The 24,941-nt window shown below is 65.1% G+C and carries 30 protein-coding genes and 5 tRNA genes; 12 read left to right on the top strand and 23 right to left on the bottom strand.

Translation table 11 applies throughout. The features are described from left to right. Window positions 1-16 precede the first annotated feature (16 nt). From AC5P9N_RS14680 to AC5P9N_RS14580, 21 genes are all read right to left on the bottom strand, one after another. The gene (locus AC5P9N_RS14680) at window positions 17-223 is read right to left on the bottom strand and encodes a hypothetical protein (protein WP_005412408.1); all 207 of its coding nucleotides are present in this window, start codon (window positions 221-223) and stop codon (window positions 17-19) included. Beyond that, complete coding sequence (locus AC5P9N_RS14675; RefSeq protein ID WP_004154583.1) at window positions 211-1,044, bottom strand: hypothetical protein; 834 nt, start codon at window positions 1,042-1,044, stop codon at window positions 211-213. The genes AC5P9N_RS14680 and AC5P9N_RS14675 overlap by 13 nt, the downstream gene beginning before the upstream one ends. Then, the gene (locus tag AC5P9N_RS14670) at window positions 1,041-1,190 is read right to left on the bottom strand and encodes a hypothetical protein (RefSeq protein WP_005412410.1); all 150 of its coding nucleotides are present in this window, start codon (window positions 1,188-1,190) and stop codon (window positions 1,041-1,043) included. The genes AC5P9N_RS14675 and AC5P9N_RS14670 overlap by 4 nt, the downstream gene beginning before the upstream one ends. After that, a complete protein-coding gene (locus AC5P9N_RS14665) occupies window positions 1,187-1,498 on the bottom strand; it encodes a hypothetical protein (RefSeq protein ID WP_005412411.1) in 312 nt (103 codons plus the stop codon). Before AC5P9N_RS14665 ends, AC5P9N_RS14670 begins: the two co-directional genes overlap by 4 nt. Then, window positions 1,495-1,743, bottom strand: a complete 249-nt coding sequence (locus AC5P9N_RS14660) for a hypothetical protein (RefSeq protein ID WP_005412412.1) — start codon at window positions 1,741-1,743, stop codon at window positions 1,495-1,497. The genes AC5P9N_RS14665 and AC5P9N_RS14660 overlap by 4 nt, the downstream gene beginning before the upstream one ends. Then, a complete protein-coding gene (locus tag AC5P9N_RS14655) occupies window positions 1,740-1,865 on the bottom strand; it encodes a hypothetical protein (RefSeq protein WP_005412413.1) in 126 nt (41 codons plus the stop codon). The genes AC5P9N_RS14660 and AC5P9N_RS14655 overlap by 4 nt, the downstream gene beginning before the upstream one ends. Before the next feature lie 28 nt (window positions 1,866-1,893). Continuing rightward, a complete protein-coding gene (locus tag AC5P9N_RS14650; protein WP_005412414.1) occupies window positions 1,894-2,259 on the bottom strand; it encodes a hypothetical protein in 366 nt (121 codons plus the stop codon). Beyond that, entirely contained in the window at window positions 2,256-2,594 is a 339-nt protein-coding gene (locus tag AC5P9N_RS14645) for a hypothetical protein (protein WP_050483582.1), read from the bottom strand. The genes AC5P9N_RS14650 and AC5P9N_RS14645 overlap by 4 nt, the downstream gene beginning before the upstream one ends. Continuing rightward, window positions 2,576-4,450 (bottom strand): DNA polymerase, encoded by a 1,875-nt coding sequence (locus tag AC5P9N_RS14640; protein ID WP_049417451.1) that lies wholly within the window; start codon window positions 4,448-4,450, stop codon window positions 2,576-2,578. The genes AC5P9N_RS14645 and AC5P9N_RS14640 overlap by 19 nt, the downstream gene beginning before the upstream one ends. A gap of 12 nt (window positions 4,451-4,462) precedes the next feature. After that, window positions 4,463-5,113 (bottom strand): Gabija anti-defense Gad2 family protein, encoded by a 651-nt coding sequence (locus AC5P9N_RS14635; protein ID WP_005412416.1) that lies wholly within the window; start codon window positions 5,111-5,113, stop codon window positions 4,463-4,465. A 10-nt stretch (window positions 5,114-5,123) separates the two neighbouring features. After that, complete coding sequence (locus AC5P9N_RS14630; RefSeq protein WP_005412417.1) at window positions 5,124-5,372, bottom strand: hypothetical protein; 249 nt, start codon at window positions 5,370-5,372, stop codon at window positions 5,124-5,126. A 165-nt stretch (window positions 5,373-5,537) separates the two neighbouring features. Continuing rightward, the gene (locus AC5P9N_RS14625; RefSeq protein WP_005412418.1) at window positions 5,538-7,004 is read right to left on the bottom strand and encodes a toprim domain-containing protein; all 1,467 of its coding nucleotides are present in this window, start codon (window positions 7,002-7,004) and stop codon (window positions 5,538-5,540) included. 151 nt (window positions 7,005-7,155) lie between these two features. After that, window positions 7,156-7,335: a hypothetical protein gene (locus AC5P9N_RS14620; RefSeq protein WP_004154591.1), complete on the bottom strand. Its 180-nt coding sequence runs from the start codon at window positions 7,333-7,335 to the stop codon at window positions 7,156-7,158. Beyond that, on the bottom strand, window positions 7,332-7,718 hold the full coding sequence (locus AC5P9N_RS14615) for a helix-turn-helix domain-containing protein (RefSeq protein ID WP_004154592.1): 387 nt from the start codon (window positions 7,716-7,718) through the stop codon (window positions 7,332-7,334). Before AC5P9N_RS14615 ends, AC5P9N_RS14620 begins: the two co-directional genes overlap by 4 nt. 11 nt (window positions 7,719-7,729) lie before the next feature. Then, window positions 7,730-8,092: an N-acetylmuramoyl-L-alanine amidase gene (locus AC5P9N_RS14610; RefSeq protein WP_004154593.1), complete on the bottom strand. Its 363-nt coding sequence runs from the start codon at window positions 8,090-8,092 to the stop codon at window positions 7,730-7,732. Beyond that, on the bottom strand, window positions 8,093-8,530 hold the full coding sequence (locus AC5P9N_RS14605; RefSeq protein WP_157178715.1) for a RusA family crossover junction endodeoxyribonuclease: 438 nt from the start codon (window positions 8,528-8,530) through the stop codon (window positions 8,093-8,095). Next, window positions 8,514-9,179 (bottom strand): hypothetical protein, encoded by a 666-nt coding sequence (locus AC5P9N_RS14600; RefSeq protein WP_004154595.1) that lies wholly within the window; start codon window positions 9,177-9,179, stop codon window positions 8,514-8,516. Before AC5P9N_RS14600 ends, AC5P9N_RS14605 begins: the two co-directional genes overlap by 17 nt. Then, on the bottom strand, window positions 9,179-9,337 hold the full coding sequence (locus tag AC5P9N_RS14595) for a hypothetical protein (RefSeq protein WP_154267700.1): 159 nt from the start codon (window positions 9,335-9,337) through the stop codon (window positions 9,179-9,181). The genes AC5P9N_RS14600 and AC5P9N_RS14595 overlap by 1 nt, the downstream gene beginning before the upstream one ends. Further along, a complete protein-coding gene (locus AC5P9N_RS14590) occupies window positions 9,337-9,621 on the bottom strand; it encodes a hypothetical protein (RefSeq protein ID WP_005412421.1) in 285 nt (94 codons plus the stop codon). The genes AC5P9N_RS14595 and AC5P9N_RS14590 overlap by 1 nt, the downstream gene beginning before the upstream one ends. Continuing rightward, window positions 9,614-9,757: a hypothetical protein gene (locus tag AC5P9N_RS14585; protein ID WP_005412422.1), complete on the bottom strand. Its 144-nt coding sequence runs from the start codon at window positions 9,755-9,757 to the stop codon at window positions 9,614-9,616. The genes AC5P9N_RS14590 and AC5P9N_RS14585 overlap by 8 nt, the downstream gene beginning before the upstream one ends. A gap of 44 nt (window positions 9,758-9,801) precedes the next feature. Then, complete coding sequence (locus AC5P9N_RS14580) at window positions 9,802-12,237, bottom strand: DNA-directed RNA polymerase (protein ID WP_005412423.1); 2,436 nt, start codon at window positions 12,235-12,237, stop codon at window positions 9,802-9,804. A 563-nt stretch (window positions 12,238-12,800) separates the two neighbouring features. On the opposite strand from AC5P9N_RS14580, the gene tig reads away from it, so the two are divergent. The 11 genes from tig (at window position 12,801) to AC5P9N_RS14525 (ending at window position 22,098) form a co-directional block, all read left to right on the top strand. Next, a complete protein-coding gene (gene tig / locus AC5P9N_RS14575; RefSeq protein WP_099485203.1) occupies window positions 12,801-14,096 on the top strand; it encodes a trigger factor in 1,296 nt (431 codons plus the stop codon). 76 nt (window positions 14,097-14,172) lie between these two features. Then, on the top strand, window positions 14,173-14,799 hold the full coding sequence (clpP, locus tag AC5P9N_RS14570; protein ID WP_004146318.1) for an ATP-dependent Clp endopeptidase proteolytic subunit ClpP: 627 nt from the start codon (window positions 14,173-14,175) through the stop codon (window positions 14,797-14,799). Window positions 14,800-14,925: 126 nt separating this feature from the next. Continuing rightward, window positions 14,926-16,215: an ATP-dependent Clp protease ATP-binding subunit ClpX gene (gene clpX / locus AC5P9N_RS14565; protein ID WP_004154600.1), complete on the top strand. Its 1,290-nt coding sequence runs from the start codon at window positions 14,926-14,928 to the stop codon at window positions 16,213-16,215. A 142-nt stretch (window positions 16,216-16,357) separates the two neighbouring features. Continuing rightward, window positions 16,358-18,808 (top strand): endopeptidase La, encoded by a 2,451-nt coding sequence (gene lon / locus AC5P9N_RS14560; protein ID WP_099485204.1) that lies wholly within the window; start codon window positions 16,358-16,360, stop codon window positions 18,806-18,808. A 217-nt stretch (window positions 18,809-19,025) separates the two neighbouring features. Continuing rightward, window positions 19,026-19,298, top strand: a complete 273-nt coding sequence (locus tag AC5P9N_RS14555; RefSeq protein WP_005408270.1) for an HU family DNA-binding protein — start codon at window positions 19,026-19,028, stop codon at window positions 19,296-19,298. Between the two features lie 11 nt (window positions 19,299-19,309). Next, a tRNA-Val gene (locus AC5P9N_RS14550) sits at window positions 19,310-19,384 on the top strand. 26 nt (window positions 19,385-19,410) lie between these two features. Beyond that, a tRNA-Asp gene (locus tag AC5P9N_RS14545) sits at window positions 19,411-19,487 on the top strand. Between the two features lie 84 nt (window positions 19,488-19,571). After that, window positions 19,572-19,648: transfer RNA gene (locus AC5P9N_RS14540), tRNA-Asp, on the top strand. A gap of 87 nt (window positions 19,649-19,735) precedes the next feature. Continuing rightward, window positions 19,736-19,812 (top strand) — tRNA-Asp (locus AC5P9N_RS14535). A gap of 106 nt (window positions 19,813-19,918) precedes the next feature. After that, window positions 19,919-19,995 (top strand) — tRNA-Asp (locus tag AC5P9N_RS14530). Between the two features lie 147 nt (window positions 19,996-20,142). Beyond that, window positions 20,143-22,098 (top strand): peptidyl-prolyl cis-trans isomerase, encoded by a 1,956-nt coding sequence (locus AC5P9N_RS14525; RefSeq protein WP_099485205.1) that lies wholly within the window; start codon window positions 20,143-20,145, stop codon window positions 22,096-22,098. A gap of 212 nt (window positions 22,099-22,310) precedes the next feature. On the opposite strand, the gene AC5P9N_RS14520 is transcribed toward AC5P9N_RS14525, so the two are convergent. Beyond that, on the bottom strand, window positions 22,311-23,510 hold the full coding sequence (locus AC5P9N_RS14520; protein WP_099485206.1) for a lytic transglycosylase domain-containing protein: 1,200 nt from the start codon (window positions 23,508-23,510) through the stop codon (window positions 22,311-22,313). Further along, a complete protein-coding gene (gene gloB / locus AC5P9N_RS14515) occupies window positions 23,507-24,271 on the bottom strand; it encodes a hydroxyacylglutathione hydrolase (RefSeq protein ID WP_099485207.1) in 765 nt (254 codons plus the stop codon). Before gloB ends, AC5P9N_RS14520 begins: the two co-directional genes overlap by 4 nt. 11 nt (window positions 24,272-24,282) lie before the next feature. Between gloB and AC5P9N_RS14510 the strand changes: the two genes are divergently transcribed. Then, complete coding sequence (locus AC5P9N_RS14510) at window positions 24,283-24,933, top strand: class I SAM-dependent methyltransferase (RefSeq protein WP_049397081.1); 651 nt, start codon at window positions 24,283-24,285, stop codon at window positions 24,931-24,933. Window positions 24,934-24,941 lie beyond the last annotated feature (8 nt).

The following is a 24,941-nucleotide window of genomic DNA, read 5'->3' as shown; positions in this document are numbered from 1 at the left end:
GGTGGCTTGGTTGTCGTCAGGCGAAACACCGGGCGATCAGCCAAGCCGCGCCAGCAACGCCGACAGCGGCCGGCCACAGCTTGACGCTGCCAGCCGAGCGGTACAGGGTGCGTTCGAGGGTGTTGAGGCTGCGCCACCACAGCCAGGCAGCGCCGTAGGCGACGAAGGCGAACAGCACGGCCAGCACGGCGACGATGGTGATGAACAGGATCAGGGTTTCCACAGCTTCACTTCCTTGGTCTTGGGGTTGTAGTCGCCGTAGCGCAGGATTCGCGCGAGGCGTGCTTGGCGGATCGCATCGTGCTTCGACAGCGGCTCGGTGCCGCCGCGGGGGATGCGGGTGGTGTAGGTGGTGACGACGGTGTTCCACAGCGCGCCGAGGTGCTCCTCGACGGACGCATCGCGGTACGCCTCGTGGATGGGCATGAGCAGCTCGTCCGCGCCCTTGTGGCCGATGCCGGGGAAGCCGGGGTAGTTATCCACCTGGTCGCCCGTGAGCACCTGCTTCATCCAGAACAGGTCAGCGTCGTGAGCCGAGATCGGCCGGACGCCCACGTCGGGACGGTTGGGGTTGTAGAGACGGATGCCGGGGATCGTCTGCATGTCCTTGTCGATGGACACGACGATGCGGCTGCCTGGCGCGCGCTTCGGATTCGGGTGCGAGGCCAGCAGCCCCAGCACGTCGTCACCTTCCAGGTTCTCGATCTCCACGATCTTGTCGCCGAACTCGTCGTAGACGAACTCGTCGAGCACGTACCACAGGGCAGGCTTGTCCTTGCTGGCACGGTTGAGCTTGTAGGTTGGGTCGATGTCCTTGCGGAAGTTGTGCTTCTTGCAGGACAGGGCCAGCAGGTAATCACGCGCGCCGAACTTCTCGACGATCTCGTCGATGTAGTCCTCCAGCTTCGCCTTCGCGCGCTCGGGCTGGATCGCTTCGACCTTGTTGCCGTCGCCGTTCCAGTCGATGTTCGCGGTGTTCGAGAACGCGAGCTGGTAGCGCAGCACATCGGCGTCGATCAGTAGCAGGGGGCCGCGCTTGTTCATGCGTCCACCCACTGCCATCCCAGGAACGCCAGCGCGAACCAGCGGTGCAGCCAGTTCGGACGCTCCCGGACCTGCACGAAGAAGTTGCCGCCAATGACCCAGGAACCGGCCGCCTGCGGTGGCCGATAGGTGACGTAGGAAGTCATGGCCGCTTCTCCGGGTAGCGCTCATACCACGCCTGTAGCTCGGCGGCGTAGCGCTTCATTCCGGCCTGGTACTCCGGGCCGTCGCCGAGCGGGTACTCGTGCTCGTCGCACACGAAGTCGGTGGTCGGGATGGTGTACGGAATCTGCGTGCAGGAGTTCCCCGTACACATCGACTGCCACATGATGATGTAGGAGTTCTCGCTGTGCCCTTTCAGGCACGAGCCATAGTCCGCACTCGGCGGCCAGGGCTTCATATCGCACGCAGCGAGGCCAGCACACAGCGCCAGGATCAGGAGAGCGCGCTTCATACCATGCTCTCGTGTACGGCGACCCAGCACTTCTCGCTAACGCGGCGGATGAAGTAGGTCGCGGTGCTCCACTCCACGGGGCGCAGCATGCGCTCGGTGCAGCACGGGCACTTGGCGTTGTAGGCATGAACCTCGGGCTGGTGTTCGAGCACAGCCACGCGGTAGGTGGTACACGGATCGATCACGCGGACATCGCCGTCAGCGGGGCCGCCAATGAAATGCACGCGAAGCCGGTTCTCGTTCATCGGTTCGATTCCTTGAGGACTTCCAGGGCGCTCGCCTTGTCGGCGTTGCAACGCTGGAGGCCGTCCTCGGCGTTGCCGCCGAAGCGGTAGAGGTCGTAGGTGGTGGTGGTCGGGTCAGCCATCACGGCGTCGAGTGAGGAGTGCGTGCCCTCAATGACGGTCGGCTGGAGGAACTGCTCCGGCACGACTTTCGAGGTGTGCGCGGCGCAGCTCGTCAGGAATGCGGCGAGACAGGTAATCGCCAGTTTCCGGGTCAGCATTTGCTGCAATCTCCACAGAGCGGTTGGTGGTGGCGCGGGCGTTCCGCAGCGCTGCATCGAAGGCAGAGCGGCGCACGGCTTCGCGGTTGAGGGTCTCGACGGTCTGCTTGAGGTCGGCCAGTTCCTTTGCCGACTCCTCCAGCTCCGTCACGCGCTGGGCCATTGCGGTGTACTTCCAAGCTGCGAAGCCGCCTGCCGCGAGCGCGGCAACGACCAGCAGCGCCGCGAGGGCGCGCAGGATGTTGGTTGGGTTCATCGGTTCTCTTGGACGTAACAGGCGACTCGCAGAAGCTCCGAGGGAGTCGCGTCGGACTTGATCTGATTCGCGCGTGCGGAGATCACGCGCACGTTGCCCCGGACGTAGCCGAGGTCAGGTTCGATGCGGTCGAGCGTGGGTGAGTTGGGGCCTTGGGCCTTGCGCCCGACAGCGCGGTACAGCGGGATGCCCAGTGCCGGGCAGAAGTCGGGGACCACGATGTCGTCCGACGTGAGGTCGAACGGCAGTCCCTTCCTAGCTGCCCGGCGTTTCGCTTGGCGCACCAGGGCGAGTGCAATGTCCCGCTTGCCGCGGGTCAGTGCGTCTCGGCCCAATTCCTTCCGATCTTGAACTCGCCATCGAGCGGACAGCGGAAGCCGAAGTAATCGCCAGCCTTGCGGATGGCAGCCTGGGCGGTCTTGCCCACGAACTCGGCCTTGTCCTCGTCCACTTCGATTTGCCACTCGTCATGGACGTTGGCGAGGAACTCGTAGTGGACGCCCGGCACCAACCCTGCGGCTTGCAGGTCGGCGTCGAGGATCACCAGGGCTTTCTTCATCACCAGCGCACCGGCCGACTGGAGCAGGGTATTGAGCGCGGCGTGGTCGCTGCGGATGTGCAGCTTCCGGCCGTCGAGACCGATCAGGTATCCCTTCTCGGCCGCGCGCTTCTTGACCCCGCGTACCAGCTTCTCCAGCGCAGGCAGCCCGGCCAGGAACTTCGAGCGGAGCTTCGCCCCGGCCTGGCGACCCTTGCCAACGATGGAGCCGAGCTTCGCGTCGCCTGCCCCATAGAGGAAGGCGTAGATGAAGGTCTTGGCGTTGTCGCGGGTTGGCAGTCCTGCCGCCGATTGGTTGACGGAGTGGATGTCGCCTTCGAGGATGACCTTGGCGTACTCGCCGCCGTCGTGCTTTGCCATGAAGTGCGCCAGGCAGCGCAGCTCCAATCCCGAGGCGTCCGCGCCGACCTGGAGCTTCCCTGTTGGGACGCAGAACAACGAGCGGCACTCGAATCCGTAGCCGCCTTCCTGGCCCTTGAGGATTCCCTTCTCCTTCGAGTGCTGGACCTTCGGCACCTGAGCGATGTTCGGCTTCGAGTGCGTCATGCGGCCGGTCACCGCTGCGTTCTGATTCACGCTGCCGTGGATGCGGCCGTCCTTCTTGATGGCCTTGAGCCACGCCTCGTCGCCTTCGGCGAGCTGGCCGAGGCGCTTGTTGACGATGAAGTGCTCCAGCAGGAGCGGGATGATCGGGAACTTGAGCGCGCCCAGGACTTCTTCGTCGATCTTCGGCTGGCCCTTCTCGGTGAACTCCTGGGGCTGCCAGCCGTACATTGCAGTCAAGCGGTCAGCAATGTGCTGGCGGCTTGCCGGGTTGAACACCACGTCCTTGTAGGTCGTGACCTCCACGCCCTTGACGTAACCGCGGCGCTTGTCGTCGCGCTTCGGTACGAACTTGCGCTTCACCACCTTCCACGGCGGAATGACCTTGCGCAGCTCGGCCTCCAGCGCAGTGCGCCGGGACACGAGGATGCACTCCAGCTCACGCGCCTTCTCCTGATCGAACAGGTAGCCGTAGCGCTGCTGACGCGAGAGGATCGGCGCGACGGCCTGCTCCAGCTCGATGGCCTCGGTAGGGAGGCCCTTGCTCATCAGCAACGCGAACAGCGCTTGCGTGACCGCAACGTCCTGGTCGCAGTAGTCGTCCATTTCCTGAGACCACTGTGCCCAGGGATCGAGGCCGCGTGCGGCCATCTGCGCCGCGTAGTCGCCTTTCCAGCGACCGAGGCGGTAGCCCCACGCTTCGAGGGCGTGGCGGCCGATCAGCTTGCCCGGCAACACCGGGTTCGCTCCCTGCTTCTTGCGGGCCTTGAAGTCGCGGTCCTTGAGGTCCGGGTAGACCAGCGTGGACATCAGCAACGTGTCGAAGTACGCCTGGACCTTGAAGTCCGGGAACACCTTGGCGATAGCCGGAATGTCGAATCCGGCGATGTTGTGGCCGACAACGCGCTTGGCCTTCTTGAGCCTCTCGACGGCCTGACGGACTGTCATTTCGCCCGTGCCGTGATCGTTGGCGGACAGGATGGGACCGCGCGGTGCGCCGGTCTCATCTACCTCTTGGAGGGAAATGCAGTGGATCGTGTCAAGTTCGTCGAGGAGGCCATTGGTCTCGCAGTCGAATACGAGGATCAACGGCGGTCCTCCTTACGGGTAGCCGTGGTTGGTTACGGGGATTGCGCGGACGCGGCGGCGGGCGCGGAGGATGTACTCCGGCTCGGGGGCCTTCGGCGGCGTGTGGACGCCCTGCGGCGCGTGGCCGGGGAAGTCGTCGTCCTCGAACAGTTCGTCCTGCTCGGGCTGGTCGGGATGCAGCGTGTAGCCGTAATCCTCGACGTAGTGCGTGATGCGGCGGATGGTGCGCTCGGTGCCGTTGTTGTTCAGCACGAACAGCAGCTTCTCCGATGCGTCGGCAACCGCGCCTTCGAGGGATACGACCACCACCTCGTCGGTGCTGGGTTCGTAGATGGCGACGTGGGCGCAGCACCGCAGATCGAACCGGGCGCAGTGCTCGTGCGGCGTACCGAACTCGAAGCCGATCAGGCTCACGAGGTGACCCTCGGGCGAGCGGAAGTTGCGGATGCCGTTCGGAGCGGCCTCGCTGGTCCAGTCGTTACGGCCGCTCAGGTACGCGGCCACGTAGGTGTAGCTCGCCAGTGACACGAAGAAGCAGTCGATGTCCTTGATTTCGGTCCCGTCGTAGAACGCGCGCAGGCTTCCGCCACCCAGGATCACCAGGTGGCGGACTTCGGCCGGCAACACGTCGAACAGGGACCGAGCGTGTTGCTCGGCAGTCATGGTTGGTCCCTTAGCGGATCAGGTTGGTGAAGCGCTCGGCGACGCGCAGGGCGCGCTCGGCTTCTTCCTCGTGCTCGTCGGCCTGCGAGTGCAGGACATCGGCCTTGTCGCGCAGCGTCGATGCGGTGGCGATGCGGTCGGCGCTGATCTTGAACAGCTTGTCCACCTGGCCCTCCAGCACCTTCACCACGTCGGTCACGGTGTCCTTGCGGAACGGAGCGGTCAGCAGGTCGATTGCGATGGCGACGATCTCTTTCATTGGGGTAGTTCCTCGGCTTTGATGTGGATGACCACGCGCCGCCCAGGCTTGCCGTACATGACACGGCAGGCTTGGTCGGAGCGCGGGAGTTGGTAGGGGAGAACGAGGCTCTCAGCGAAGGAGAGCGGCGCATCAGCTGGGATGAAGCCGACGACCGAGCGGCCGTCAGTAGTCGGAGGTGGATACATCGGATGACTCGTCGGCGAAGTCGCCGTATTCGCCCGGAGCATCTGCATTGAGCAGGCGGCCGGATGCGTGGTCGTAGCTGTAGTAGAGAACCTGGCCGTTCGACTGGCCGGTGAAGCGATCCTTTAGGACGCGGAAGGTCGTGCAGTTGCGCTCGGCCTCGTTCTCGGCCTGCGTGTTGCGCTCCAGGCCGAACGCGAAGTGCGTCCAGAAGCCAATCGCGCGGCTGCCCTTGAAGTGGCGGAGCATCACGCGCCCGCCTTCCTCGTGTGGCTTGCCTTCCGGCGTGGCGAGGTGCGAGACCAGGTAGATGCAGATGAGGTGGCGCTGCGCGAACTGCGCGATCTTCGCCATCGTGTCCTCCAGCATCTTCCGCTCGTCCTCGGCACCGGCCGCAAACGACGTGAGGTTGTCGAGGACGATGTGCTTGACGCCCTCGGCGACGACCATGTGGGCCATCTTGGCTTCGATCACGTCCCACTCGGACGAGCCGAAGTGGTCGTAGATGAACACCTGGCCCTTGTCGAGAATCTCGAACGCGGCTTCCAGCTCCTCCTGCGTCCAGCTCCCATCGGGGACGTGGAAGCGGCGGCCAGCAACCTTGCCTGCCATGCGCTTCGCCGTCTCGACCGGCTGCTGCTCCAGGAAGAACAGGCCAACGCGGTCGCCGGTTTCCTGCGCGATGAAGGCTGCTTCCTCCATCAGCCAGTCGGTCTTGCCGATGCCGGTGCCCGCGCCGAAGGTGTAGACCTCGCCGTACCGCTTGCCGTAGGTCAGCGCGGTGAGGCGCGGGTCGTGCCAAGGCATGCCCATCGAGACCGGCTTGAGTGCCTTCTCCTTGAGGGAGCCGAACGTCACCACTCCATCGGGGCGCTTGGTCTGCGCTTCGTAGATGGCGCGGGTGATCGCCTCGGCATCGCCACGCTGGAGCAGCTCGTTCGGGTCTTTCGCCGGGAGCTGTGCGATCTTGGCCTTGCCGGGAGTCAGCAGCAGCGCCACTTCCTGCGCGGCGGCTTGGCCCGGTTCGTCCATGTCGAACATGAGCACAACCTCGTCGAAGCCGTTGACCCACTCCAGCTCGCGCTTGATGGACTTGGCCGCGCCTTGCGCTCCGTTCGGAACGGACACCACCGGCCAGCGGAGGCCGAGTGCCTGCGCCACGGAGAGCGCGTCGATCTCGCCTTCGGTGATGACGAGGCGTCGCCCCGGTTCGTAGAGGTGCTGGCCGAACAGCCCGCACGCCTTCGAGTCGCCGATGAATGAGAACTTCTTGTCGGGGTAGCGGAGCTTCTGCGCGACGATGCCGCCATCGCGCTTGTAGTTGGCGATCTGCACGGTCTTGCCGTGCTTGTCCTTGCCGATCCAGTAGCCGTACTTACGGCATGCTTCCTCAGTGATACCGCGCTTCGCCAGGGCTTGCGGTTCACCCTTCGCAAAGTCGCTCATGGTTTTCCTGCTGGTGGGTTGAGAGACCTCCTCGCCTTCGGCTGGCTCGTAGTGACCGCAGCCGAAGCAGTAGCCGTGCCCGTCGCTGTAGCGCGCAAGGTTGTCCTTGCTGCCGCAGTTCGGGCACGGCTCTTTGTGGAGGTATTCGGAGTCAGCGCTTTGCACGCTCCACGGACCACATGCGCTTGCGGTAGGAAATGCCGAGGCGACGATTCAGCGCACCCTTGACGGTGCGGCCCAGGCCGCGGAACGGCTTGTCGGCGCGCGCCCATGCGCGCTCGAAAGCCAGGCGCATCGCGGACGGAATGACGGTGGTAGCGGTGTTGGTCATGCGTTCTTCTCCAGCAGGAACTTGGTGAATGCGGCGACTTCTTCGGTCGCATCGTTGGCGTCGAGGCCCAGCTCGTCGGTGCAGTAGTTGCGATACAGCTGGAGCAGCGCATCGACGCGGTACTGCTTCGGAGCGCGGCGCGCTTCCAGGAGCGGAGCCTTGCTGCGGCGCTGACGGCGCGACAGGCGATAGCGCGTGTACCGCTGCCCCGAGGCGTCCTCGCAGGTCTGCGTTTCGATCTCGAAGCCAGCAGCGCGCAGCTCATCGACGCGCGAGGCGAGGCGGCGGATGCGGTAGACGCCTTCGGCCTGCCACGAGGTCAGGTGCGAGTGGCGACGCAGGTGATCCAGGACGACCTGGGTTTGCGGGGGCAGCGGTTTCACGTTGGGTTCTCCTATCGAGGGAAGTCAGGTGCCCACACGACGGGCTTGCCGTAGGCGGCGAGCAGGCGTCGCAGCGCGGCGTGTTGGGCTTCGGTGAAGTTGTCCTCGGGCTGCATGGCGTCGTTGACGCCGCCCAGGAGGCAGACTTGGTATGCGGATTGGTTGTGCTTACCGGCGAGAGCGCCGGGCTGATTCAGCGGGCGACCGTCGTAGATCGAGCCGTCACGTTCGATGACGAAGTGGACGGCGATCTTCGAGTAGCCCTGCGAGCGGTGCAGGCGTGCGAGTTCTTCGCCGGTCGTGACCTGCTCGGGGCGGGTCATGCTGGCGAGGACGAACAGCGCCTCTACCGATTCCAGAGGTTTGAGGCGCACTTAGAGTTTGTAGAGGTGGACTTCGGTGCGTGGTTCTTCGTCCGGCTGCGCCCAGCGCTTACCGGAGAGCAGCCACATGACTTGCTTGTCGTCGGCCCAATAGCCGGTGGCTTTGGTCACAACGTCCATCGGCCCCTTGGCGAGGTTGTCCACGTCGCCCTTGGGAAACGCGGCCTTCGAGGTCTTGGCGCGTTTGCATACCGCGATGATGACCACTAAAACCGGATCGGTCGGCGACAGGTCCAGATCACCGGCTGGCAGATGCTTCTCTGCGGCTTCCTTCCAGGTCTTGTAGGTCTTGCCGTAGTAGACGCCCCAGCGCGAAACCTTCGGGCGCGAGGCGGGCACCGGGTCAAACGGGAACGTGAGGGAGGCCAAATGCTTGGCCCCCCTCGCGGTGTTCACGATGACCGACAGCGGATCAGTAGTCGCCGTCATCGCCCTCGTCGTCGGAGTCGCTGTCGTCGTCCGAGTCGTCATCGCTGTCGCTGAACGGCGCGCTGTCGGCGGCCTCGTAGCCGTCCTCCTCGCCGAAGCCGTAGTCCTTGGCGTTGCGCTGGCCGAACTCGACCAGCTCGATCACCTGGACGGCGACCATGTAGCAGGTCAGGTAGAACTTCTTGGCCGATTCGACGAACGAGCCGCCGATCTCGTAGGAGACCTTGAGTTCGCTGCCGCCGCCGATCTGCGGCGGGTTGTCGATCTTCTTGCCGCGGGCGTCGAAGATGTCCGGGCGCATGGTGAACTTCTTGCCGGTGCGCTTGCTGACGCCGCTGGCCTTCATCTTGAACTTCACCAGCACGCGGCCGGTGTCATCGCCGTTCTCGTCGGTTTCTTCGGTGAACACCGGGGCCACTTCGGCACCCTTCTTCTTCTTCGGGTTCTCGCTCAGGAACTCCTGGAACAGCTCGTCGCGCCGGGTTTCCAGCTTCTTCGCCAGCGCCTTGAAGTCCTTGTCGTTCGGGTCGAACGCCAGGCTCACGGTGTATTCGCCTTCCGGCTTGAACTTGGTGTCCGGTTCGTTCAGGCGCGGCCACACGGCGGTGCCCTTGGGGGAGACGAATCGTTCGCGCTTCTTGGTTGCCATCAGTTGTCGGTCTCGTAGTTGGTCGGGAGATAGATGCCCGCGCGCCACAGGTCAGCGGCGGCGGTCAACGGGGTGTCGGCGGAAATGCCGAAGGCTTCGTCGATGTCGAAGCCGATGAGCGCCTCGTCGATGAAGGCGTCGGTGATCGGGTCACGCATCACGGGTAGTGCGGTTTCAGCTCGCGCTCCGCGTAGCGGCGCACGGCGTTGAGGGTGTTGACCTGCCGGTAGCGGCAGTCCTGCTCCATGCGCGAGACGACCCGCAGCACTTCCATCGGATCGAGGCCGAGCACTTCGCAGAAGTTCTTGAAGGCGCACGCCAAGCCGATCACCTGATCGGCCGGGTGGCCGAGGGACTGCACGCTGTCGATCACTACGAAAGCGCCGCGTGCGGCGCTCTCGGCAGAACGTGAGTGCAGTCCGTCGATGACGCGATCACGCACCTGCGTGCAGCTCCGTCATGCGGTGCTTGAACTCCTCGACCGTGCCGTGTTCGGCCGGGTTGTAGATGCCGAGGACCACACCGAAGTGGTCCTGGGCAACGTAGGTGTTCAGTGCGTGCTGGTAGTTGATGCTCATGTTGATGTTCTCGCTTGGGGTATCAATTGCCAAAGGGGGATGGACTAGGCAAAGAAATAGCGCGACTCCAGCACCAGGCTGAGGTCCAGGTCGCCATGCGGCGGGAGGGGTGGGAGTTTCTCTGCCGCTTCTGGCGGGAGCTGCTCGACGAGTTGCTGTCGGAAGTCGGCCAGTACGTCGCCGCTGTATTGATCGACGAACGCCTGCCGGAGTGCGGCGGCGAGGATTGCTGCCTGGCCCGCGTGCGTACCGTAGGAGTCGTGGATCATGGCGAACGACTCGATGCCGTTCTCTGCCGCGAGGCAGGTGGTCAGCATCATGTGGCTGGCGTCGCAGGAGTGGACGAAGTTCGGACTGATCCCGAGGGTCTGCCTGCGACGGTCGAGCTTAGTACCGCCGATGTTGACCACTAAATTCACCTCGCGGCCTCCGACGTGCGGCCGGATGCGGACGCCTTCCTCCTCGCGGTACTCCTGGAGGACCGGGAAGCCAGCGGGGGTCGTCCAGCTCACCGGCAGGTCGGCCGACGAGGCGACCTTGGAGGCGTCACGCAGCCAGTCCATCGCCGCGCGGGCTGCGATCACGACCTCGCCGATGCACTCCCACAGCAGGGTCGCCAGGTACTCGGCGGTCTCCCAATCGTCCTCCATGCCCAGCTTCTTGAACTTGGAGAGCACCTGGGCGCGCATGCCCGACTTCGTGACGCCGTAGGGCAGCGTCATCACCGGCTGCTTCACGATGTCGCGGGTGAGCTGGCCGTCCAGCTTGATCGCCAGCGGGTCGCCGCTCTCGGCACGGGCGCGCAGCTTCTCCTGGGCCACGTCTTTCACGCGCGAATAGATGTCGGCGGGCTTCGGCTGCGGGATCAGGTTGGTGGCTGCACCGCCCACGGAGTCGCGGAGCATGGCCGAGAAGTTCTGGAGGCCGTTACAGGAGCCGTCGAGCGCGATGGGCAGGTGGGAGACGTGATCGCGGCCGTTGAGGCTGTAGCCGAGCCACTCGAAGCACGCTGCCAGCGCGCAGAACGGGCTGTCGGCGTCCATCCAGAAGCGTTGGCCGTCCAGCGGATCGAGGGCGCTGTCGAGAATCTGCTCCTCGTGCTCGCGCACCCAGGCCACGCGCTCCTCGAACGACACCTTGTCCACGCCGAAGCAGTTGGCGACGTGGATGGCGAGCCAGTAGGCACCGTCCTCGCCGAGCGGCACGCCTTGGGCGAACGTCAGCAGGCCCTTGGCCGCATCATCACCCTGCGGGGTCAGCGTCGGGGGCAGGGGGTAGCACCGGCCGCGGAAGTCGAGGTTGTGAGGGAAGTAGATCGCGGGGTACTCGGCGAACTTCTCCGCCAAGGCGATCTTCTGCGCGGCGGCGAGGCGGGTGGACACGCTGCGCGCGTTGGCCTCGTAGACCTTGGCGCGGTCGCGCTTCCATTCCTTGAACTCGTCGGCGTGGTGCTCCTTGAAGTAGTCCGGGTCGGTCTCCAGCAGGGCAGGGCGGCTCGGCAGGTCCATCAGTTCACGCTCCGGCAGCCCGGCGACACCGCCGCCTGCGTTCCACAGCTCGCGCATGACCTCTAGGACGGGCACGTTCACCTTCCAGGCGGTTGCCTGGATGGCGTTGAGGGCCTGGTAGACGTTGGGCATATCGACCAGCGCCAGCTCGCGCTTGTAGGCGCGGTTGCGGGTACGCACGAGGTCAGCCCGGCCGCCGATGTCGGTCAGGTAGCCGCCGTCGCGGGGCGTGGTCCACGGACGGGGCGGGACGACCATCGGCATCAGCACCGGCTGGTACAGGGCGGCGCTGTCGTGGGCCTTGGTCAGCCAGTCGAGCACCTTCTGATTCCCGGCGATGAGCAGGTGGCGCTTGCCGCGCTCGGCGACGGTGACCAGCTCGACCAGCCCGGTCGCCTCGACGAACAGCTCGATGAGCTTCATGCCCACCAGCAGCGCGTCCTTGTCGGACAGGTAGAGGCGCTTGTCGTCCTCGGGGGCGAACTCGGCGTCGGCGATGACGTGCCGCATGACGGCGGTGGAGTGCCGGGCCGAGGTGGACTTCTTGAGCTGCTCCTGGACGACCCGGTACAGGCCGGGGTGCTTCTCGCGGAGCAGGGAGAAGTTGATCTCGTTGGCGACCTCGTGGCCCAGGGTGATCGCCACGGACACCGCCTTGCGGTGATCGGCGACCAGCGCGTTGACGCAGGTGAAGCTGGTCAGATAGGCGAGGGCGTGGGGGTTCAGGTGGCGGATGAATTTGAGGGCGGCGTGGCGCTTGCCCGGCTTGCCGGTGTCGGCTTCGGCCACGAACGCCATGATCGCGGCGGCGGTGGCGTCGATGCTCTCCATGACCAGCTTGCGGCCGGGGCCGGTCTCGGCCTCCTGGCGCTGCTCCCTGATCTTCTCGTAGCGGGCAATGCCCAGGCTGGTGCTTTCCTTCTCCAGTTCGAGCTGGGCGGCGTGCAGGTCGTTCTCTTGCCAAGTCGTCATCGTTTGCCCTCGGGGGATGCAAAAGTCAAAACGGGAGGACCGCACCGGGGGCTGCCCGGTACGGTCCTGAGTGGTTCGGTTGTTGGTCCTGGGTGGACCTATGTGGAACTGTAGTAGTCCTCGGTGGTGAACAGCAATGAGTAGTTCTGAATGGTTGTCCTAGGAGGAGGTCCGCCGAAGATGACCACTTTATTCGGCGTCACCTGGTGTCACCTGTCGCGGCACCCGGCGTCACCTATATGTCACCCGAAGCGTCACCTGATAGACTGGAACGCTGTAAGTAGTTGAGTGGTCAGCACTAATCGGCAGGGGCTTCGGGATTTAGGTTCCAGTGCCGCAAGGCGTGGGGGTTCGAGTCCCCCCTTTCGCACCAGTGCCGGCCTGTCCCCCGCCCTGATCGGGCCCCGCTGCCCCCCTTGACCGGCACGCGCTGGCAGTGCAGGCCGAATTGGGCGAAACTAAAGGGCTGCGGCAAGCAGGCGCGTCCCAGACGTCGTGTCCTTACAACCGTTTCATCCCAATCATCGAGCCGGGGGCCTGGGCCACCGGTGGCAGGAGTCAACATGCAAGCTTCGATCGAATCCACCGGCAACCTGGAACGCCGCCTGAGCTTCTCGCTGCCGGAAGACCGTCTGCAGAGCCACATCGTCGGCCGCCTGGGCGAAATCGCCAGTACCACCCGCATCAAGGGTTTCCGTCCGGGCAAGGTGCCGGCCAAGGTGATCGAGCAGCGCTTCGGCGCGCAGGTCCGTGGCGAGGCGCTGGACGGCCTGCTGCGCGAAACCTTCGACGCGGCCGTGCGCGAGCACGATCTGCGCATCGTCGGCAGCCCGCGCATCGACAAGGGCGACGAGGGTGAATTCTCCTTCGTGGCCACCGTGGAAGTGGTGCCGGACTTCGGCGACATCGACGTCAGCAAGCTGACTGTCGTGCGCCACACCGCCGAGATCACCGACGCCGACATCGACCAGATGATCGAGAACCTGCAGAACCAGCGTCGTACCTGGGCCCCGGTCAGCCGTGGCGCGCAGGACGGTGACCTGGTCGCGGTGGAAACCTGGTCGCAGGCCGGTGAAGAGCGCCTGCCGGCCGAAGGCACCGAGAAGGGTTCGATCGTGCTCGGCCAGGGCATGATGTTCGAGACCATTGAAAAGGGCCTGGTCGGCCTGGCCAAGGGCGAAGAGAAGACCCTGGACGTCGAGTTCCCGGCTGACTGGCGCGTGCCGGTGCTGGCCGGCAAGACCGTGCAGGTCACCGTCAAGGTCGCCGAAGTGTCCGAGCCGGTCGTGCCGGCGGTCGACGAAGCCTTCATCAAGAGCTTCGGCGTGAAGGGTGGCGATGTGGAGCAGTTCCGCAGCGACATCCGCGCCAACCTGGAGCGCGAGCTGAAGGGCGCCCTGATGAACCGCCTGCGCCGCGAAGTGGGCGAGCAGCTGATCGCCGCCTATTCCTCGGTGGAAATGCCGCCGCGCCTGGTCGAGAACGAAGCCCGCGCCATGCTGGCCCAGCAGGTCGAGCAGATCCGCCGCAACGGCCAGAACGTCGGCGAGATCCCGGCCGATGCCCATGAAGGCTTCAAGGAAGCGGCCGCCAAGCGCGTGCTGGTCGGCCTGCTGGTCGGTGAAGTGGCCCGCATCAACGACCTGCGCCTGGAAGCCAAGCGCCTGAACGAAACGATGCGTCTGATCGCTTCGACCTACGAAGAGCCGGAGCAGGTCATTGAGATGTACCGCAACGACCCCCAGCTGATGTCTGGCCTGCAGAACCGTGTGATGGAAGAGCAGGTGATCGACTGGATCGCCGAGCGTGCCCAGCACACCGAAGAGAAGCTGTCGTTCCAGGACGCGATCCGCCAGTAAGCCCGGGCGGATCACCGGATGCCCCGCGCCTTTGCCGGCGCGGGGTTGTTGCCCCCCAAGATAGGTACCTCACGTAATGGACAACCGAACCAAAGCCCTGAACCTGGTTCCGATGGTGGTCGAGCAGACCAGCCGCGGCGAGCGTGCCTACGACATCTATTCGCGCCTGTTGAAGGAGCGCCTGATCTTCCTCGTGGGCCCGATCGACGATCACATGGCCAACGTGGTGGTGGCGCAGTTGCTGTTCCTGGAATCGGAAAACCCGGAAAAGGACATCAACATCTACATCAACTCGCCGGGTGGCGTGGTCACCGCCGGCATGGCGATCTACGACACCATGCAGTACATCAAGCCGAATGTGAGCACTACCTGCATCGGCCAGGCTGCCTCGATGGGTGCCCTGCTGCTGGCCGCGGGCGAAGCCGGCAAGCGCTATGCGCTGCCGAACTCGCGCGTGATGATCCACCAGCCGCTGGGTGGCTACCAGGGCCAGGCCACCGACATCGACATCCACGCGCGTGAGATCCTGACCCTGCGTTCGCGCCTGAACGAGGTGCTGGCCAAGCACACCGGCCAGTCGCTGGAGACGATCGCCCGGGACACCGAGCGCGACAACTTCAAGAGCGCCTTCGAGGCGCAGGCCTACGGTCTGGTCGACCAGGTTCTGGAGCGTCGTCCGGATGAGTCGATCCAGGCCGGCTGACCGGCCTTCACGGGGCCATGGAGGCCCCGTTCCTGCAGGGTCGGGCGGGACTGGTGTCCCCTCGGCCCTGTGCTATTCTCGAATCGAACCCCCGTTCAGCGGGTGGGGTAACTGGGTAAGCGAAGCATGAGCGAAGACCGCCAAGGTCGTTCCACGGACACCGGCAAGATCCTCTACTGCTCTTTCTGCGGCAAGAGCCAGCATGAAGTGCGCAAGCTGATTGCGGGTCCGAGCGTATTCATCTGCGATGAGTGCGTGGAGCTGTGCAACGACATCATCCGCGAGGAGCTTGAGGAAAAGGCGCAGTCGGCGCGCAGTTCGCTGCCGAAGCCGCGCGAGATCCTCGAGGTGCTCGACCAGTACGTGATCGGCCAGAACCGCGCCAAGCGCACCCTGGCCGTGGCCGTGTACAACCACTACAAGCGCATCGAGAGCCGGCAGAAGAACGACGACGTCGAACTGGCGAAGTCGAACATCCTGCTGGTCGGCCCGACCGGTTCGGGCAAGACCCTGCTGGCCGAGACCCTGGCCCGCCTGCTCAACGTGCCGTTCACCATGGCCGACGCCACCACGCTGACCGAAGCCGGTTACGTGGGCGAGGACGTGGAGAACATCATCCAGAAGCTGCTGCAGAAGTGCGACTACGACGTCGAGAAGGCGCAGCAGGGCATCGTCTACATCGATGAAATCGACAAGATCTCGCGCAAGAGCGAGAACCCGTCGATCACCCGCGATGTGTCCGGCGAAGGCGTGCAGCAGGCCCTGCTGAAGCTGATCGAAGGCACCGTGGCCAGCGTTCCGCCGCAGGGCGGCCGCAAGCATCCGCAGCAGGAATTCCTGCAGGTGGACACCAAGAACATCCTGTTCATCTGCGGCGGCGCGTTCGCCGGGCTGGACAAGGTGATCCAGGCCCGTTCCACCGACGTCGGCAGCATCGGCTTCGGTGCCAAGGTGAAGAGCAGCGAGCGCAAGCAGGAAGTGGGCAAGGTGCTGGCCGAAGTCGAGCCGGAAGACCTGATCAAGTTCGGCCTGATCCCCGAGTTCGTCGGCCGCCTGCCGGTGGTGGCGACCCTGGAGGAGCTGGACGAGCCGGCCCTGATCAAGATCCTGACCGAGCCGAAGAACGCCATCACCAAGCAGTTCAAGAAGCTGTTCGAGATGGAGAACGTCGAGCTGGAGTTCCGCCCGGACGCGTTGTCGGCCATTGCCCGCAAGGCGCTCAAGCGCAAGACCGGTGCCCGTGGCCTGCGCACCATCGTCGAATCGGTCCTGCTGGACACCATGTACGACCTGCCGTCGCAGGAAAACGTCAGCAAGGTGGTGGTGGACGAGTCGGTGATCGAGCACAAGTCCGAGCCGTACCTGATCTACCAGACCCCGGCGGCCCCTGAACAGAAGGCCGCAGGCGCCGAGTGATCCTTCCAGGTTGTTGATTGGAAAGGATTTTCAAGGAATGCCTTGCATCTGAAAGCCGATGGCCCCATAACGGGGCCATCGGCTTTTTTTGTCTCCGGAAGATGCCCTCCCGGAGGCGGTTTTCCCCTTCCCTGGAGCCCCCATGGCCCGTTCCCCAAGTGAAACCCTCGACCTGCCGGTCCTGCCGCTGCGCGACGTAGTGGTGTTCCCGCACATGGTCATCCCGCTGTTCGTCGGCCGTGACAAGTCCATGCACGCGCTCGAACAGGCAATGGAATCGGACAAGCGCATCCTGCTGCTGGCGCAGAAGTCGGCCGAGACCGACGACCCGCATGCGGCCGACCTCTACCAGGTCGGTACGCTGGCGCAGGTGCTGCAGCTGCTGAAGCTGCCCGACGGCACCATCAAGGTGCTGGTCGAAGGCCTGTCGCGCGTGCAGGTCACCCACGTCGACGAGCGCAACGGCTCGCTGCACGGCCAGGCCGTGGAGATCGACGCCACCGACGAGCGCGAAGCGCGCGAGGTCGAAGCGATCGCACGCTCGCTGATGTCGTTGTTCGAGCAGTACGTCAAGACCAACCGCAAGCTGCCGCCGGAACTGCTGCAGACGCTGTCGGGCATCGATGAGCCGGCGCGCCTGGCCGACACCATCGCTGCGCACATCAGCGTGCGCCTGGCCGACAAGCAGCGCCTGCTGGAAACGCTGGCCGTGGGCGACCGCCTGGAGATGCTGGTCGGCCTGGTCGACGGCGAGATCGACGTGCAGCAGATGGAGAAGCGCATCCGCGGCCGCGTGAAGTCGCAGATGGAGAAGAGCCAGCGCGAGTACTACCTCAACGAACAGATGAAGGCCATCCAGAAGGAACTGGGTGACCTGGACGACGCACCGGGCGAGCTGGAAGAACTGGCCCGCAAGATCGCCGAAGCCGGCATGCCGAAGGCCGTTGAAGCCAAGGCGCGCAACGAACTGAACAAGCTCAAGCAGATGTCGCCGATGTCGGCCGAAGCGGCCGTCGTGCGCAACTACCTGGAGTGGTTGCTGGGCGTGCCGTGGAAGAAGCGCAGCAAGGTGCGCAAGGACCTGAAGGCTGCGCAGGACACTCTGGACGCCGATCACTACGGCCTGGAGAAGGTCAAGGAACGCATCCTTGAATACCTGGCGGTACAGTCGCGCGTGAAGCAGATGAAGGGCCCGATCCTGTGCCTGGTCGGGCCGCCGGGCGTGGGCAAGACCTCGCTGGGGCAGTCCATCGCCAAGGCCACCAACCGCAAGTTCGTGCGCATGTCGCTGGGCGGCGTGCGCGACGAGGCCGAGATCCGTGGTCACCGTCGTACCTACGTCGGTTCGATGCCGGGCCGCATCGTGCAGAACCTCAACAAGGTCGGCAGCAAGAACCCGCTGTTCGTGCTCGACGAGATCGACAAGATGTCGATGGACTTCCGTGGCGATCCGTCTTCGGCGCTGCTGGAAGTGCTCGACCCGGAGCAGAACAACGCGTTCAACGACCACTACCTGGAAGTGGACCTGGACCTGTCCGAAGTGATGTTCGTGGCCACCTCGAACTCGCTCAACATTCCGGGCCCGCTGCTGGACCGCATGGAAGTGATCCGCATCCCCGGCTACACCGAGGATGAGAAGCTCAACATCGCTACCCGCTACCTGGTGCCCAAGCAGATCAAGGCCAACGGCCTGCAGCCGGAAGAGCTGGAGATCGGCAGCGATGCCATCCAGGACATCGTGCGCTACTACACGCGCGAATCGGGCGTGCGCAACCTGGAACGCGAGATCGCCAAGATCTGCCGCAAGGTAGTGAAGGAGATCGCGCTGGCCGGCCCGCAGCCGGCGGCGAAGGCGAAGAAGGGTGCGAAGAAGAAGGCGCTGGTGAGCGTGTCCAGCAAGAACCTGGACAAGTACCTGGGCGTGCGTCGCTTCGACTTCGGCCGTGCCGAGGAAGAGAACGAGATCGGCCTGGTCACCGGCCTGGCCTGGACCGAGGTCGGCGGCGATCTGCTGCAGATCGAATCGACGCTGGTGCCGGGCAAGGGCCAGCTGATCCTGACCGGCCAGCTCGGCAACGTGATGAAGGAATCGGCGTCGGCGGCACTGTCGGTGGTGCGTTCGCGCGCGGTCGGCTTCGGCATCGACAGCGACTTCCTGCAGAAGCACGACGTGCACCTGCACGTGCCCGATGGTGCCACGCCGAAGGACGGCCCGAGTGCCGGCGCGGCGATGGTGACCTCGCTGGTGTCGATGCTGACCAAGGTACCGGTGCGTGCCGATGTGGCGATGACCGGCGAGATCACCCTGCGTGGTCGCGTCACCGCGATCGGCGGCCTGAAGGAAAAGCTGCTGGCGGCACTGCGTGGTGGCATCCGCACGGTGATCATCCCGGAAGAGAACCGCAAGGACCTGGCCGACATTCCAGCCAACGTCACCCGCGATCTGAAGATCGTGCCGGTGAAGTACATCGAAGAAGTCCTGGACCTGGCGCTGGAGCGTCCGCTGGCACCGAAGAAGGCGCGCAAGAGTGCGCAGCGTGTCACGGTGCGCAGCAAGGCCAAACCGAGTGGAAGCGCGCGCGTCAAGCATTGACGCGCGCTGTCCAATGGCCCGAAACCCGCGTCGTTGCTGGCTTTCCAGCTTGCGTGGGGGTAGGGCCACTGGTATAAAAGCAGCACTCGCGAATGAGTGATCGCTGTCAGCGATGACTGAATCGGCGAACCGTTTCCACATGGTGGCCGCATGCAGAAGGCATGCGGTTGCTTCCCTGTCGAATAAGCGGAACCCACCGCCAAAGGAGTTGTAGAGAATGAACAAGACCGAATTGATCGATGCCGTTGCTGAAGCTGCCGACCTGACCAAGGCCGAGTCCAGCCGCGCTGTCGATGCCGTCGTTGCTGCCATCACCAAGGCGCTGAAGGACGGCGATGCGGTCACCCTGGTTGGCTTCGGTACCTTCCAGGTCCGCGACCGTGCTGCACGCACCGGCCGCAACCCGAAGACCGGCGACACCATCAAGATCGCTGCTTCGAAGAATCCGTCGTTCAAGGCTGGCAAGGCCCTGAAGGATGCTGTAAACTAAGCGGCTCGCTGGGGTGCTTAGCTCAGCGGTAGAGCGTCTCCTTTACACGGAGAGGGTCGGGGGTTCGAAACCCTCAGCACCCACCACAGCACCGCGGTAAAAGTTTGAGTGTGGAGCGGTAGTTCAGCTGGTTAGAATGCTGGCCTGTCACGCCGGAGGTCGCGGGTTCGAGTCCCGTCCGCTCCGCCATTCAACGAGGCCTCCGGCCAAAAGCTGGAGGCTTTGTTTTCTTCCCGGTCCAGGCTGGTTGGAAAGCAAAAAAAGCAACAATGCGGAGCGGTAGTTCAGCTGGTTAGAATGCTGGCCTGTCACGCCGGAGGTCGCGGGTTCGAGTCCCGTCCGCTCCGCCACTACATCGAGGCCCCCGGCCTGAAGCCGGGGGCCTTGTCTTCTCCCCGGAAGGTTCGGGAAGAAGGCGAAAAGGTTTTTGCAAGAACGGAGCGGTAGTTCAGCTGGTTAGAATGCTGGCCTGTCACGCCGGAGGTCGCGGGTTCGAGTCCCGTCCGCTCCGCCATTGCAGAATTCTTAAGTCCCTGTGAAAAAACTTTGAAAAAAGTGTTCATCGGGCTGGGTTTCCAGGCAGTCTTCGGATATACTGGGCGCCTGCAAAGTTTCAGCGCGGAGCGGTAGTTCAGCTGGTTAGAATGCTGGCCTGTCACGCCGGAGGTCGCGGGTTCGAGTCCCGTCCGCTCCGCCAACTTTAAAAGCCCTCGGCGCAAGCCGGGGGCTTTTTCTTTGTGTCGTCGCGAAGCGGTGCGCAGGCCACGCCGGTGTTGCTTTTGGTCCCTGCGACGAAGCGGGTTACACTGCCGGGCTCGCCAATCAGGCCTTGTGATTCCTCACCATGCTGCAGAAACTCCGCGACAAGACCTCAGGCTGGATCGTCACCGTGATCCTGGGGCTGCTGATGATTCCGTTCCTGTTCGTGATCGACAACAGCTACCTGGGTGGCGTTGGCGCGCAGAACGTGGCCAAGGTTTCCGCGCCCCCGACCTGGTGGCGTTCGGCACCGTCGTGGTGGCCGGTGCGCATGCTGTGGCAGCACCACGAGATCAGCGCGCAGGATTTCCGCACCCGCTTCGAGCAGGAGCGCATGCGTGAGCGCCAGCAGCAGGGCGAGAACTTCGACCCGCGCGCGTTCGAGAGCACCCAGAACAAGCTGGCCGTGCTCGACCAGCTGATCGACGAGCAGGTCGTGCGCCTGGTCGGCGAGCAGGCCGGTGTCGTGATCGGCGATGGCGCGGTGCGCGAGTACATCGCCACCATTCCGGCCTTCCTCGATTCGAACGGCAAGTTCAACGAGAACAACTACCGCCTCGCGCTGGCCGGTGGCAATCCGCCGCGTACTCCGACCCAGTTCCAGGAACTGGTGCGTGAGAGCCTGCAGCAGTCGGTGATTCCGTCGGGCCTGCAGAACTCGGGCTTCGTTACCCAGTCCGAGACCGAGCGCCTGCTGAAGCTGCTGGGCGAGACCCGCGATGTCGAACTGGCCGCGCTGCCGGAAGTGCCGGCCGATACCGCGCCGGTGACCGACGCGCAGATCAAGCAGTGGTACGACAGCCATGGCAAGGACTTCCGCCAGGCCGAGAGCGTTTCGCTCGAGTACGTCGAGATCAATGGTGCGAACCTGCCGGCACCGACCGCCGCCGACGAAGCCACCCTGCGCAAGCGCTATGAAGACGAGAAGGCGAAGTTCACCACGCCGGAGCAGCGCCAGGCCTCGCATATCCTGATCACCGGCGACGGTGCCGAAGCCAAGGCGAACAAGATTGCCGCCGAAGCCAAGGCCGCCGGCGCCGACTTCGCTGCACTGGCCAAGGCCAACTCGGAAGACCCGGGTTCGAAGGGCCAGGGTGGTGACCTGGGTTGGGTCGAACGCGGCGCGATGGTCAAGCCGTTCGAAGATGCGCTGTTCGCTGCCAAGGCCGGTGACGTGATTGGTCCGGTCAAGACCGAGTTCGGCTATCACATCATCAAGGTTGCTGCGGTCCGTGGCGGCCAGGGCAAGTCCTTCGAGGAAGTGCGTGACACGCTGGCTGCCGAGCAGCTGAAGGCCGACGGCGAGCGCGGCTTCAACGAACTGGCCGGCCGTCTGGTCGACGCCATCAACAAGAGCCCGAGCGATCTGGCTGCCGCGGCCAAGGAAGTGAACCTGCCGCTGCAGACGCTGGGCCCGATCACCCGTGCCACCGCCAGTGGCATCGCCGCTGACCCGGGCGTGCTGCGTGCGGCCTTCTCCGACGTGCTGGTGCAGGACGGGACCGCCAGCGACCCGATCGCGCTGGGCGGCGCGACCAACCACAGTGTGGTCATCCGCGTGGCCGCGCACACCCCGGAACAGGCCATGCCGCTGGACAAGGCGCGCGAGCAGGTGATCGCCGCGATCCGTGCCGACCGTCAGCGCCAGGCCAGCGACAAGGCGGCCGATGCCGTGCTGGCCAAGCTGAAGGCGGGCGCCACCCTGCAGTCGCTGGCGGCCAGCGAGAAGCTGCAGCTGAGCCCGATGCCCGGCCTGCCGCGCAGCCAGCCGGTGCCGACCCCGGAAATCAACCGCGCGATCTTCAGCGCGCCGGTGCCGGCCGATGGCAAGCCGAGCTACGGCAAGGTCGATGTCAACGGCCATGCGTTGCTGTTCGCGGTGAACAAGGTGAACCCGGGCGACGTGAAGGAAGTGACCGCCGAGCAGCAGAAGCAGCTGAAGGACCAGCTGAGCCAGATCGATGGCATGGCTGCGGCCAAGGCCTATGTCGAGGCGATGCGCAAGAAGTTCGTGATCCAGACCACCGAAGCGAACCTGTAAGCCTCGCGGCGGGCAGGATCGAAGAAGGCCCGGCAATGCCGGGCCTTTTTTTGTCTTCGCGTCGTTTGTGGCGCGCTTGGCCTCTGGTAGTGGTCGAGCTTGCTCGACCGCCGTTTGTAAAGTCGAGCCGTGCTCGACTGCATCCGCTGGGCGCAGGCATGAAAAAGCCGAGCATGGGCTCGGCTCTATACGGGAGGCGCTTGGCCTGTGCGTCAATCCTCGACGCGCAGCACCGCGCCAGGCTTCAGCACGCTGCTGCCGCTCAGGCCGTTCAGCGACAGCAGGGCCTTCACCGGCATGCCGTAGCGGCGGGCGATGGTCCAGGCCGACTCGCCATCACGCACGGTGTGGCGGCGGCTGCGCGGACGGTCGGCGATCGCGGCGACGGTTCTGGTGACCTGCGGCGTCGGTACAGCGGCCGCCACCGGTGCGGTGGTGGCGACCAGCGCGGTCGCTGCCTCCGCTACCGTCGCATTTGCGGCCGAGACCGGCGCCAGCACGCGGGTGGTACCCGAGGGACGGCCACCGGAGGCCAGGGCCGGGTTGAGGCGGGCGATCCTGGCAGGGTCCAGGGCGCGCTGTGTGGCCCACTGCTGCACGCTGGTGCCCGCAGGCAGGGTGTGGTCCTTCAGCACCGGCACGGTGCGGTCCAGCGAGGCCATCACGCCAGGCTGGTCTTCCACGTCTTCCAGCACGCAGGCCAGGGCATGCAGCTTCTCGACGTAGGCATGGGTGACCGGCGACAGGCCGGGCAGCGCTGAAGGCTTGGCGTTCTGCGCGTTCATGCCAGCCTTGCGCATGGACTGCAGCACGCGGTACTCGCCGGCGTTGTAGGCCATCGTGGCCAGGCGCCAGTCGCCGCCGAACATGCCGTGCAGGGTCTTCAGGTAGCGCACTGCGGCCTGGGTCGAATCGACCGCCGACAGGCGGCCGTCATAGCCGTTGGTCATCGGCACGCGATGGTTGCGCGCGGTGGTGGCGATGAACTGCCACAGGCCGGTCGGGCCGCTGCCATTGCGGGCATTGGGCCGGTAGCCGCTTTCCACGAAGGGAATCAGCGCGAACTCGGTGGGCAGGTCGGCCTTGCGCAGCTCTTCGACCACGTAGCCGAACAGCACCAGCGCATCGTCATCCTGGTTGGCCAGGCGCGAGGGGGCGTGGGCGAACTGCTTCTGCCAGCGCGGGCTGGTGGCCTCGGCGTCGCAGCTGGGTTCGGCCAGTCCGTCGCGGAAGCTGGTGAAGATCTCCTGGCCGTTGCGCACCGAAGCGGCGGGCAGCGCAGCCGGATCCAGCGGCAGGGCCGCAGCGGCGGTCAGGTTCTGGCTGATGCCGGCGCCCAGCGACTGTGCGCCCGCGGTTCCGGCCAGCCCCAGGGCAAGGCCCAGGGCCAGCGGCAGACTTCGGCGCATCATGCGCGGAAGCCGTCTTTCCAGTGCCGGAGACCGGCCATCACGTCGACGTCGTCAACGACGTCACGGCCCAGGTGTGCCGAGACCGACGCACGGATCGGCGCCGCGTGCACACGCAGGAAGGGATTGCAGTCGAATTCGTTGGCCAGGGTTACCGGCAGGGTGGAACGGTCATCGCGGCGCATGGCCAAAGCCTCCTCTTGGCGCTGCCACAGGGCAGCGTTGGCGGGGTCGACATGCCGCGCGAAGACGGCATTTGACACGGTGTACTCGTGGGCGCAACAAAGCAGCAGTTGCGCGGGCAAGGTACCCAGCTTGCGCATCGATGCCAGCAGCTGGGACGGCGTACCTTCGAACAGACGTCCACAGCCCAGGCTGAACAACGAATCTCCGCTGAAAAGATGTTCAGCAGTGTGAAACGCGATGTGGCTGCGGGTATGCCCGGGCACGGATAGTACGTGGAACGTCCGGCCCAGTGCCTGAACGCGTTCACCTTCGCCGACCCGTTCGGTGGCCGTGGGGATGCGCTCTTCGACCGGCGCGATGACCCGTACACCGGGAAAACGAGCCTGCAGTGCGGGCACGCCACCGATGTGGTCGTCGTGGTGGTGGGTGAGCAGGATCGTGTCCACGCGCAGGCCCTGATCGGCCAGTGCGAGCACCGGCGCGGCGTCACCCGGGTCGATGACCACGGCAGTGCCATCGTCGGCGATCAGCGTCCAGATGTAGTTATCCGCAAATGCGGGCAGGGCAGTCAGTCGCATAGAATTGGACCATGCCCGCGCTGCAGAGCACCCGTCAAGCGAGCCAGACCCCGTGGTTCGACAGTGAGCCGGCGGCGGCGCTGCGCGTCCTGGAACGGCAGTTGCTGCTTCCGCAGCTGTCGGCGCTGCCCGCGCAGCCCTGGCTGTGGATCGCGCCGAGTGCGGCCTGGCTGGAGGATGCGCAGCTGGGTGGGCGCGGCCTGCGCCTGTACCGGCAGGGGTCGGGACCGGGCTATGACGGCGATACCCGCTGCGGGCTGCCCTTGCCCCTGGCCAACGAGAGCGTCAATGCGATCGTGCTGCAGCATGTCACCACCGGCGATGCCGACCTGCTGCTCGACGAGTGCGAGCGCGTATTGATGCCGGGCGGCCATCTGTGGCTGAGCAGCCTCAATCCGTTCAGCCCCTACCGCACGCACTGGCGGCAGCATGGGCTGGTGGTGCGTACGCCGCAGCGGATCCGCCTGCTGCTCGGCCGCCATGGCCTGGAGTGCGACGATATGCGCTACCTCGGCCCGCTCTGGCGCGGTGCCGGCAGCCGTCGCCCGGGGGGCTGGGCGCCATTGCGCGCGGCCTGCCTGTTCCATGCGGAGAAACGCACGCTGGCCCTGCCCGGGCCGAAACCGCTGCCGGTGCGCTGGCACGGCACCGTTGCTACCTGATTCTGGAG

This window comes from Stenotrophomonas sp. YJH_SMC_6, from assembly GCF_059371335.1.
Note: the sequence above shows the minus strand (reverse complement) of the source record. Positions and strands in the feature narration are given on the sequence as shown.